Here is a 10,800-nt window from a genome sequence, read left to right on the forward strand (position 1 = left end):
GCAAGCGCCGGCGCTCGGCGGCGCCGGGCCTCGTCGCGTTCTGTGCCGCGCAGCCGCGCCGATGCCCCGTATTTGGCCGTGCCGACGAAATCGAAGAAACCCGGTCGCGGGTCCTGCACGTCGCCCTCGAAATCCTGCTTGAACAGGGCGTAGAGCCTATAAATCGGGCCCGTAATAACGAGGGACATCTGCCCGTCGACTTCACTTCGCTACGCTCAGGGCGAACGGTGGAGATGATGTATTTACGGCCGGATCTATAGGAGCGTGGGCCGTAGAAGCCATTCGGGCTGCAAACCCTCCGCGGCTTGCTCGAACGCGCGCTGCAGATCGCTCATGGATGGCTGCCCCGAGGCCCGGGACGGACCGTGCGCGGCTTGACGGCACGCACCCGGCAGGGGTCAACGCGCGGTACCATGCGCGTTTGATTCCCTACAGGAACCGTCCATGAGCCGCCCAGTCACCGTGCCCGTACTCACCATCGACGGGCCGTCGGGATCGGGCAAGGGCACCATCAGCCGGCTGGTGGCCGAACAACTGGGCTGGCGCCTGCTCGACTCGGGGGCGCTCTACCGAGCGGTGGGTTACGCGGCCGGGGCGGCGGGGCTGGACCTGTCCGACGTCGAGGCGGTCACGCGCTGCGCCCAGTCCACCAGGATCCGCTTCCAGCCCTCCGCGGACGGACACGACACCCGGGTGCTGGTGAACGGCCATGATGCGACGGACGAGCTCCGTACCGAGACGGCCGGCGCCGCGGCTTCCGCGATTGCCTCGATTCCCACGGTGCGTCAGGCACTTGTGGACATGCAGCTGGGGTTCCGCAAGGCGCCGGGGCTGGTCGCCGACGGGCGCGACATGGGCACCGTGATCTTCCCGGATGCCGCACACAAGGTGTTCCTCACTGCAAGCGCCGCCGAACGGGCAAAAAGACGCTATAAGCAGTTGAAGGAAAAGGGACTCAGCGTTACACTTTCGGGCCTTCAGCGCGAAATTGAAGCGCGTGACGCCCGCGATGCCTCGCGAGCCGTCGCACCGCTCAAGCCCGCCGCCGATGCGGTTCTGGTGGATACCACCGGCATGCCGATCGCCGACGTCGTCGCCAAAGTACTCGCCGTCGTCCGACCGTAACGGGTCGGACGACGGCTTCAGCGCCCCAGCCGCGGCATGGGGTTTTGGTCAACGGTGGCAAGGGGTTTTCCTCCGAATCACCCACAACCGGTGGGCCCATCCGTTCCCTGCGCATTACATCCGACGGCGCGCTCGGGACAACGGCCTTTCTTATTTTCTGGAATCAACATGACTGAAAGTTTTGCCGAGCTGTTTGAACAGAGCCAGCAGGCCATTTCCAAGCTCAAGCCGGGCGCCATCGTCACGGGCATCGTGGTGGAGATCCGCAACGACGTTGTCGTGATCAACGCCGGCCTGAAGAGCGAAGGCATCGTCCCGATCGAGCAGTTCAAGGACGAGAAGGGCGAGTTGGAAGTGCAGGTGGGCGACGAGGTGAAGGTGGCCCTCGACGCACTGGAAGACGGTTTCGGCGAGACCAAGCTGTCGCGCGAGAAGGCCAAGCGTTCGATGGTGTGGGACGACCTGGAGCAGGCGTTCGACAAGGAAGAGACCATCACCGGCATGATCTCGGGCAAGGTCAAGGGCGGTTTCACCGTCGACATCAAGGACGTCCGCGCGTTCCTGCCCGGCTCGCTGGTCGACGTGCGCCCGGTGCGCGATCCGGTCTACCTCGAGGGCAAGGAACTCGAGTTCAAGATCATCAAGCTCGACCGCAAGCGCAACAACGTGGTGGTCAGCCGCCGCGCCGTCGTCGAGACCGAGTTCTCCGAGGAGCGCGAGAAGCTGCTGGAGCGCCTGACCGAGGGCGCGGTGGTCAAGGGCACCGTCAAGAACCTCACCGACTACGGCGCGTTCGTGGACCTGGGCGGCATCGACGGTCTGCTGCACATCACCGACATGGCGTGGAAGCGCGTGCGGCACCCGTCCGAGGTGGTCAACGTCGGCGACGAGCTCGATGTGCGCGTGCTCAAGTACGACAAGGAGCGCAACCGCGTCTCGCTGGGCCTCAAGCAGCTGGGCGACGACCCGTGGGTCGCGATCGCCCGCCGCTATCCGGTCGGCAGCCGCCTGTTCGGCAAGGTCTCCAACGTCACCGACTACGGCTGCTTCGTCGAGATCGAGCCGGGCGTCGAGGGCCTGGTCCACGTGTCCGAGATGGACTGGACCAACAAGAACGTCAACCCGGCCAAGGTGGTGCAGGTCGGCGACGAGACCGAGGTCATGGTGCTGGACGTGGATGAAGAGCGTCGCCGCATCTCGCTGGGCATCAAGCAGACGCGCTCCAATCCGTGGGAAGCGTTCGCAGCGATGCACAAGAAGAACGACAAGGTGTCCGGCCAGATCAAGTCGATCACCGACTTCGGCATCTTCATCGGCCTGGACGGCGGCATCGACGGCCTGGTCCACCTGTCGGACATCTCCTGGCAGGCCTCGGGCGAGGATCTGGTGCGCAACTTCAAGAAGGGCGACGAGATCGAGGCCGTGGTGCTGGCGGTGGATCCGGAACGCGAGCGCATCTCGCTGGGCATCAAGCAGATGGAGCAGGATCCGTTCGGCCAGTTCATGGCCAGCAATCCGCGCGGCACCATCGTCAACGGCACCGTGAAGGAAGTCGATGCGAAGGGCGCCACGATCGATCTGGGCGAGGGCGTCGAGGGTTACCTGCGCGCCAACGACATCGCCAAGGAGCGCATCGACGATGCCACCCAGCACCTGAAGGTGGGCGACAAGGTCGAGGCCAAGTTCACCGGCATGGATCGCAAGGGTCGTGTGCTGCAACTCTCGATCCGCGCGAAGGACGAGGAGGAAGTGCAGGACCTGATGGCCGACTACGGTTCAGCCAGCACCGGCACCACCAAGCTCGGCGCGCTGCTGCAGGAACAACTCAACAAGGCTGACTAAAATCCGGCGAGCAGTCGGCAAGCAGGACGCGGGGCGGCTTCATGGCCGCCCCGCCGTTTCACGTCGCGGACACTGGGGACCATGACCAAATCCGAATTGATCGAGGCGCTGGCACGGCGTCAGACCCATCTTGCGTTCGGTGACGTCGAGTTGGCGGTGAAAAGCGTCATCGAACAGATGAGCCATGCCCTGTCCAACGGCGAACGCATCGAGGTTCGCGGATTCGGCAGTTTCGCCCTGCATTACCGGCCGCCGCGCATGGGGCGCAACCCCAAGACCGGCGAAGCGGTGGCGCTGCCGGGCAAGCACGTTCCGCATTTCAAGCCCGGCAAGGAGCTGCGCGAACGGGTGAACCAACAGCTGGAGCTGGAGCAGGACTGAGCGGCTCTTTACCCGCAATGGACGAAGGCAGGCGACGACAAGTCGGTCCTGCCTTTTTTGTGGGCGGAGCATCCGATGATCGAGAGCCTGTGCCGGTCATGGGCGATCGGTTAAAGTCACGCGATGCGCCTGCTATCCCTGCTCATCGTGCTGGTCTTCGTTGCCCTTGGCGTCCTGCTCGGGGCGCTCAACGCCGATCTGGTCACCTACGATTTCGCCTTCGCGCGACTGACTCTGCCCAAGGGGGCGGCATGGCTGGCGGCACTGCTGATCGGCTGGCTGCTGGGTGGGCTGACCGCCTGGTGGGGCATGCGCTGGCGTCAGCGTGAGAAGGCGCGGGGGCGCGACTCCAGGCCGGCCGCGAATCGTCCATGAATCCGCTGTACGCGTTGTTGCTGCTCCTGCCGGTGGCTTTCCTCAGCGGTTGGTGGACCGCGCGGCGCGCCGGCGTGCGCCGTTCCGGCGCCAAGGTAAGCGAGCTGTCGTCAGATTATTTCCGCGGCCTGAACTACCTGCTCAACGAAGAGCAGGACAAGGCCATCGAGGTATTCCTCAAGCTGGCCGAATACAACCGCGACACGGTCGAAACCCACCTCGCGCTGGGCAACCTGTTCCGCCGGCGCGGCGAGGTGGACCGGGCGATCCGCCTGCACCAGCATCTGGTCTCGCGTCCGGGCCTGTCCGACACGATGAAGACTGTCGCGCTGCTGGAACTCGGCGAGGACTACATGCGTGCCGGCCTGCTGGATCGCGCGGAGGCGCTGTTCTGCGACCTGGTGGCGATGGATGCTCACGCGCCATCCGCCTTGCGCCATCTGATCTCGATCTACCAGCACGAGCGTGACTGGAACAAGGCGATCGAGCACGCGCGCCGGCTGGAGGCGATGACCGGCGAGGACGAGTCCGCCATGGTTGCGCAGTTCTACTGCGAGCTGGCCGAGCGATCGCGCCAGCACGGCGCGCACAAGGATGCCGCCGACTACCTGAAGCAGGCTTTCGATTGCCAGCCCGATTGCGTGCGTGCCTTCATGCTGACCGGCCGCCTGCACGCCGAGCAGGGCGAACACGCCGCGGCGATCGTCGCCTACGAGGCCGCGGTGGAGGCGGACATCGCCTTCGTGCCGGATATCCTGCCGCCGCTGCTCGACAGCTACGCCTGCGCCCAGCAGATGGAGCGCGCGGAACACTTCCTGCAAGACATGCTGGGCCGTTACCACGGCATCTCGCCGGTGCTGGCGCTGACGCGCCTGTACCGGCAGCGCGACGGCGAGCGCGCGGCGGTGGATTTCCTCACCGGCCAACTGCGCCAGCGTCCGTCCGTGCGCGGGCTGATGGCGTTGATCGACGCCACCATGGACAAGATTCACGGCGAGGCGCGGGACAATTTCCTGATCCTGCGCGACCTCACCAGGAAGCTGCTCGAAGGGCAGGCGATGTATCGCTGCAGCCGCTGCGGCTTTGGTGCCAAGGCACACCATTGGCAGTGCCCGAGCTGCAAGAACTGGAGCACGATCCGCCCGATCCATGGCGTGGCGAACGAATAGCATGGCGACGGACGTGCCACGGCTGGCCTTGCTGATCCTCCCACTGCTGTCGCTGCTGTGTTCCGGCCTGGTCGTTCGCGGGGCGATCGGCTACGCGCATCGACGCGGCATGCTCGATCAACCCGGGCAGCGCCGCTCGCACATCGCACCGACGCCGCGCGGCGGCGGTATCGGCATCATTCTGGCGGCGCTCGTGTTCTTGCCGGTCTGCCTGCGCCTGCTGCCGGCGCCGCTGCCATCTGCCGAAACGCTCGCACTCTGCATCGGGTTGGCCCTGGTGGCTGGCACGGGTTGGTGGGACGACCACCGGCCACTGCCGGTGTTGCCCCGGCTGGCCATCCAGTCGCTGGCCGTACTGATCCTTGGCATGGCGATGGTCGCCGATGGCCTGCCGATCTTGTGGCTGCCCCTGCTGCTGGCTGCCGGCGTAGGCAGCACCAACCTGCACAATTTCATGGACGGCATCGACGGCCTGCTGGCGCAGCAGGCGCTGTTCGTGTTCGCGGGAGCGGCCCTGCTGGCCATGGGTGTGCAGGCCTGGGCGCTGGCCGGGGCGTCGCTGGTCATGTTGGCGGCGTGCCTGGGCTTCTGGTTGTTCAATCGACCGCCGGCGCGCATCTTCATGGGCGATGTCGGCAGCGGCGCCCTCGGGTTTTTCGTGTTCGCACTGGCGGCCTTGCTCTGGCGCGAGCGCACGGCCCTTGCGTGGCCGCTGGCGACGCTCAGCGCGAGTTTCATCACGGATGCGGGATTGACCCTCGCAGTCAGGATTTGGCGCGGTCGGCGCTGGTACAGTGCGCACCGTGAGCATCTGTACCAGTGGCTGGTGCGCAAGGGGGCGACGCACCGGCAGGTGGGCATCGGCTACGCGATGTGGAACCTGGCGGTGTGCGCGCCGCTGGCCGCGCTCGCTTGGTGCGAGTCAGGGAAGGGTTGGTGGCCGTGCATCGCAGCGTACGCGCTGACTGCTGCCGCATGGGCAAGGCTCAAGCGGCGCTGCCTGCGTCGTGTGCCGACCGGGGATCGACATGTCAATGCGTAAGACCATCGCCGCCATCCACCCTCGCGTAGCCGTGGCCGTGCACGACCTGTCCGTGACGGCTTTGGCCTGGTGGATCGCCAAGGCCCTGCGCTACGCGCTGATGCCGGATGTGGCGGTGACCTTCTTCGCCTTCGAATTTCCGCTGGTGCTGCTGGTACAGGGGGTGCTGTTCGCCTGGACCGGCCTGTACAAGGGGGTCTGGCGCTTCGCCAGCCTGCCCGACCTGTGGAACATCCTGCGTGCGTCGGTGCTCGGCAGCTTTGCCATCGGCCTGGTGCTGTTTCTCTACAACCGCCTTGAGGGTGTGCCGCGCTCGGTGCTGCTGCTGTATCCGGTCGTGCTGGCGATGTTCCTGGGCGGTCCGCGCCTGCTGTATCGCTTCTGGAAAGACAGCCGCGTGGACCTGTTCGAGTCCAAGGCCGTCAAGCGCGTGCTCATCGTGGGCGCGGACCGCGCCGGCGAAGCACTGCTGCGCGACCTGCGCCGCGACAGCCGCTACTCGGTGGTGGGATTCGTCGACGACCAGGGCAACCTGCGCGGCGCCAAGATCGGCGGCTACCCGGTACTGGGCACGCTCGACCAGCTGCCCGACGTGGCGCGCGAAACCGGCGTGGAAATGCTGCTCATCGCGTTGCCCGGTGCCTCGACCGCGCAGATGCGCCACGTGGTGGAACTGTGCGACGGCACCGGCCTGCCTTACCGTACCGTGCCCCGGCTGGAGGACGTGGTCGCCGGCCGCGCGCATTTCAACGAGATCAAGGAAGTCGCGATCGAGGACCTGCTCGGGCGCGATGCGGTGGAACTCGACTGGACGGCCATTCGCGAAAATCTTACCGGGCGACGGGTGCTGGTCACCGGCGGCGGCGGCTCGATCGGCGCGGAACTGTGCCGGCAGGTGGCACGGCTGGGCGCGCAGTCGCTCACCGTGGTGGAAAACAGCGAGTACAACCTCTACCGCATCGACAGGGAGCTGGCGGCCGATTATCCGGAGCTGATCCTCGACGGCGTGCTGGCCGACTGCGGCGATCGCGTGGCGATGGCGCATGCCTTTGCCGAATACCGCCCGCAGGTGGTGTTCCATGCCGCCGCCTACAAGCACGTGCCGCTGCTGCAGAACCAGCTGCGCACGGGCTTTCGCAACAACGTGCTGGCCACGCGCCATGTCGCCGAGCTGGCGCACGAGCACGGCGTCGAATGCTTCGTGCTGATCTCCACCGACAAGGCGGTCAACCCCACCAGCGTGATGGGTGCGTGCAAGCGCATCGCCGAGATCTGGTGCCAGAACCTCGGCGCGCGCTCGACCACGCGCTTCATCACCGTGCGCTTCGGCAACGTGCTGGACTCGGCCGGTTCGGTGGTGCCGCTGTTCCGCCAGCAGATCCGCGACGGCGGACCGGTGACCGTCACCCATCCGGAGATGTCGCGCTATTTCATGACCATCCCCGAGGCTTGCCAGCTGATCCTGCAGGCCTCCAGCCTGGGCCGGGGCGGCGAGATCTTCGCGCTGGACATGGGCGAGCCGGTCAAGATCCGCGACCTCGCCGAGCAGATGATCCGCCTGGCCGGCAAGAAGCCGGGCACCGAGATCCCGATCGTCTACACCGGCCTGCGCGCCGGCGAGAAATTGTTCGAGGAGCTGTTCCACGCGCTGGAAAACTATAGTGAGACCGCCCACGCCAAGATCTTCCTCGCGCAACATCGCGAGGTCCCGTGGGAGCTGCTGCAGGCTGTGATCAACAGGGCGGCCGAAGCCGTCGATCGATTCGATGAGGAAGAATTGCGCCGCTGTGTGTCGAGCCTGCTGCCGTCGTTCCGCTGGAGCGATACGGCGCAGCCGGTCAACGTAGTGTCGATTCGTCGCCAGGAAACAGGAGAGAAGTAAGTGAGCAAGCCGCTGCGCAAGGTCGTGTTTCCCGTCGCCGGACTCGGCACGCGTTTCCTGCCCGCCACCAAGGTGGTGGCCAAGGAGATGCTGCCCGTGCTGGATCGCCCGTTGATCCAGTACGCCGTGGACGAGGCGGTCGACGCGGGTGCCGACACGCTGATCTTCGTCACCAATCGCTACAAGCACGCCATCGCCGACTACTTCGACAAGGCCTATGAGCTGGAGGCCAAGCTGCAGGAAAAGGGCAAGGCCGAGTTGCTGGCGATGGTGCAGGGCACGCTGCCCAGGCACGTGCGCGCGATCTTCGTGACCCAGCCCGAAGCGCTGGGGCTGGGCCATGCGGTGCTGTGCGCCAGGCCGGTGGTGGGCGACGAGCCGTTCGGGGTGATCCTGCCCGACGACCTGATCTGGAACGGCACCCGCCGCGGTGCGCTGGGTCAGATGGCCGATCTGGCGCTGTCGCAGCAGGCTGCCGGTGTCATCGCCGTGGAAGAAGTCCCGCACGACGAGACCGACAAGTACGGCATCGTCGCCGCCACCCCGGTCGACGAGCGCAGCGCCGCCATCCGTCACATGGTCGAGAAGCCCAAGCCGGCCGACGCGCCGTCCAACCTGGCGGTGGTCGGCCGCTACGTGCTGCCGGGCCGCATCTTCCAGCTGCTGGAGCAGACCACGCCCGGCGCCGGCGGCGAGATCCAGCTCACCGATGCCATCGAGGCGCTGCTGAAGGAGCAGGGCAAGGTACTGGCGTACCGCTTCGAAGGCACGCGCTTCGACTGCGGCAACAAGGCCGGTCTGGTGCGCGCCACCATGCACATGGCCATGCAGGATCCCGGGCTGGCGACGGTGGTGCGGGAATTCGTCGCCACGCACTGAGCGATTACCACGACCGGATCGCGGCCCTCCGGTCGCGCCCGTCCCCACTCGGCGCTATGCTCGCCGCCTTTCCGGTTTCCGGCTCGGCGTCCCGCATGCACCCGTCCTCGGCACCTTCGTATTACCGCGCCACGGCCACCGCTTACCCGGCCTTCGCCCCCTTGCAGGGGCGGCGCGAGGCACGGGTCGCCATCGTCGGCGGCGGTTATGCCGGGTTGAACACCGCGCTCGGGCTGGCCGAGCGCGGGGTCAAGGACGTCGTGCTGCTGGAGCGCGAACAGGTCGGCTTCGGCGCCTCCGGCCGCAACGGCGGATTCGTGTTCGGCGGCTATTCGCTGGGCGAGCAGTCGCTGCTCGATCAACTCGGCGAGCCGCGCGCGCGCGCGCTGTTCGGGCTCACCACCGCTGCGGTGCAGCGCATCCGCGAACGTGTGGCCCGCTATGCGATCGCCTGCGATGCGGTCGACGAGGGCGTAATCTGGGCCAACTGGTTCCGCGATCCCGGCGTGCTGCACCGGCGCCAGCGGTTGCTCGCCGAGCATTACGGCGTGCACTGGGACTGGCTGGCGCAGAACGAGCTGCGCGAGTGTGTGCGCAGTACGCGCTATTTCGACGGTCTGTACGAGCGCGATGCGCTGCACCTGCATCCGCTCAATTACGCCATCGGCCTGGCGCAGGCGGCCGCCGCGCAGGGCGTGGCGATCCACGAGGGCAGCGGCGTGCGGCGGCTGGAGCGCGAGGGCCTGCGCTGGCGCATCGCCACTGCCGGGGGCGAGGTGCTGGCCGATCAGGTGGTGCTGGCCTGCGGCGGCTATCTGGCCGGCCTGCAGAAAACCATCGACCGCGCCGTGCTGCCGATCGCCACTTACGTGATGGTCACCGAGCCGCTGGGCGAGCGGCTGGACGACTGCCTGCACACCCGCGCGGCAATCTACGACAGCCGTTTCGCCTTCGATTACTACCGCTCGCTGCCCGACCGCCGGCTGCTGTGGGGCGGACGCATTTCGGTGCTCAACCGCTCGCCGCGGGCGGTGCAGCGCCTGCTGACGCGCGACCTGCTGCGCGTATTTCCCCAGCTCAAGGGTGTGCGCATCGATTACGCCTGGTCCGGCCTGATGAGCTATGCGCGACACCAGATGCCGCAGATCGGCAGCGCCGGCAGCGGCCTGTGGTGGGCGCAGGCATTCGGTGGCCACGGCGTGGCGCCGACCTGTGCGGCCGGCGAACTGCTGGCCGCGGCGATCGGCGAGGGCGACGATGGCTGGAAACAGTTTGCCGGCTACGGCCTGCCGAGTACCCGTCGCCCCGCCGGTTTCGCCGCCGCGCAGGCCACCTACTGGTGGCACGAATTCAACGACTGGCTGAAGACGCGCCTGGAAGGCTGAGCCGATTCCAGCTGGGCGACCGGCGCGATTGCGGTTAACGTGCGGCCTTCCCACGGCGCAACCGAACCTGCATGACCGACATCGCTCCCGTTGCCGAAATCGCCTGGTCCGATTTCGAGAAAGTCCTCATCGTCACCGGCACCGTCACCCGGGTCGAAGCGTTTCCCGAAGCGCGACGACCGGCGTGGAAGGTGTGGGCCGACTTCGGCCCGTACGGCGAGCGCAAGACCAGCGCGCAGATTGCCGCGCTGTATCGCGCCGAGGATCTCGTGGGCCGGCAGATCGTCGGGGTGATCAATTTTCCCGAGAAGCAGATCGGTCCGTTCCGCTCGCAGTTCCTGCTGACCGGGTTCCACACCGACGAGGGCGTGGTGATCACCACGGTCGAGCGGCCGGTGCCGAACGGTGCGCGGCTGAGCTGAGAGGCCGAGAAAAAATCGCCCGCCTACTGCGACCGCCGCCAAACGCCCGTGCCGGCGGCGCGCTGGGCGCCAATCCGGGTCATTTGGCTCACCAAACTCCCCGGATTGGCGCCCAACGCACCTTGTCACGAACGCTTGGCGGCGCTCTCGCTACGGCGGTCGAATTTTTCTCAGCCTCTGAGAGGGTGTCGACAAAATAAAACAAACCTGTAGAATCTGCCGTAGGTCTCACGAGCGGACGGTTCTCATGGAACAAAAGAAGCGCAGTGACGTAAAGCGCGGGCGCAAGCCGGCGTTG

The 10,800-nt window shown here is 66.6% G+C and carries 10 protein-coding genes and 1 pseudogene; 10 read left to right on the forward strand and 1 reads right to left on the reverse strand.

Annotated features, from left to right (window positions below; translation table 11 throughout):
- Window positions 1-32: 32 nt before the first annotated feature.
- A pseudogene (locus tag ACO2Q2_RS06080) lies at window positions 33-188 on the reverse strand (acyl-CoA-binding protein); the annotation flags it as partial.
- A 256-nt stretch (window positions 189-444) separates the two neighbouring features.
- On the opposite strand from ACO2Q2_RS06080, the gene cmk reads away from it, so the two are divergent.
- The 10 genes from cmk (at window position 445) to ACO2Q2_RS06130 (ending at window position 10,502) form a co-directional block, all read left to right on the forward strand.
- A complete protein-coding gene (gene cmk / locus ACO2Q2_RS06085; RefSeq protein ID WP_423254864.1) occupies window positions 445-1,125 on the forward strand; it encodes a (d)CMP kinase in 681 nt (226 codons plus the stop codon).
- A 168-nt stretch (window positions 1,126-1,293) separates the two neighbouring features.
- Entirely contained in the window at window positions 1,294-2,967 is a 1,674-nt protein-coding gene (gene rpsA / locus ACO2Q2_RS06090; protein ID WP_423254865.1) for a 30S ribosomal protein S1, read from the forward strand.
- Window positions 2,968-3,048: 81 nt separating this feature from the next.
- A complete protein-coding gene (locus tag ACO2Q2_RS06095) occupies window positions 3,049-3,348 on the forward strand; it encodes an integration host factor subunit beta (protein WP_423254866.1) in 300 nt (99 codons plus the stop codon).
- A 123-nt stretch (window positions 3,349-3,471) separates the two neighbouring features.
- Window positions 3,472-3,723: a DUF1049 domain-containing protein gene (locus tag ACO2Q2_RS06100; protein ID WP_423254867.1), complete on the forward strand. Its 252-nt coding sequence runs from the start codon at window positions 3,472-3,474 to the stop codon at window positions 3,721-3,723.
- On the forward strand, window positions 3,720-4,892 hold the full coding sequence (gene lapB, locus ACO2Q2_RS06105) for a lipopolysaccharide assembly protein LapB (protein WP_423254868.1): 1,173 nt from the start codon (window positions 3,720-3,722) through the stop codon (window positions 4,890-4,892). The genes ACO2Q2_RS06100 and lapB overlap by 4 nt, the downstream gene beginning before the upstream one ends.
- Window position 4,893: 1 nt before the next feature.
- A complete protein-coding gene (locus tag ACO2Q2_RS06110; protein ID WP_423254869.1) occupies window positions 4,894-5,934 on the forward strand; it encodes an MraY family glycosyltransferase in 1,041 nt (346 codons plus the stop codon).
- A complete protein-coding gene (locus ACO2Q2_RS06115) occupies window positions 5,921-7,816 on the forward strand; it encodes a polysaccharide biosynthesis protein (protein WP_423254870.1) in 1,896 nt (631 codons plus the stop codon). The genes ACO2Q2_RS06110 and ACO2Q2_RS06115 overlap by 14 nt, the downstream gene beginning before the upstream one ends.
- Window positions 7,817-8,695 carry a UTP--glucose-1-phosphate uridylyltransferase GalU gene (gene galU / locus ACO2Q2_RS06120; protein WP_423254871.1) on the forward strand — a complete coding sequence of 293 codons (879 nt, stop codon included), beginning with the start codon at window positions 7,817-7,819 and terminating at the stop codon, window positions 8,693-8,695.
- Between the two features lie 95 nt (window positions 8,696-8,790).
- A complete protein-coding gene (locus tag ACO2Q2_RS06125) occupies window positions 8,791-10,080 on the forward strand; it encodes an NAD(P)/FAD-dependent oxidoreductase (RefSeq protein WP_423254872.1) in 1,290 nt (429 codons plus the stop codon).
- A 71-nt stretch (window positions 10,081-10,151) separates the two neighbouring features.
- On the forward strand, window positions 10,152-10,502 hold the full coding sequence (locus ACO2Q2_RS06130; protein WP_423254873.1) for a tRNA-binding protein: 351 nt from the start codon (window positions 10,152-10,154) through the stop codon (window positions 10,500-10,502).
- Window positions 10,503-10,800: the final 298 nt, after the last annotated feature.

It is taken from the genome of Dyella sp. KRB-257 (genome assembly GCF_049445995.1).
In the GTDB taxonomy this organism is placed as follows: Bacteria; Pseudomonadota; Gammaproteobacteria; order Xanthomonadales; family Rhodanobacteraceae; genus Dyella_A.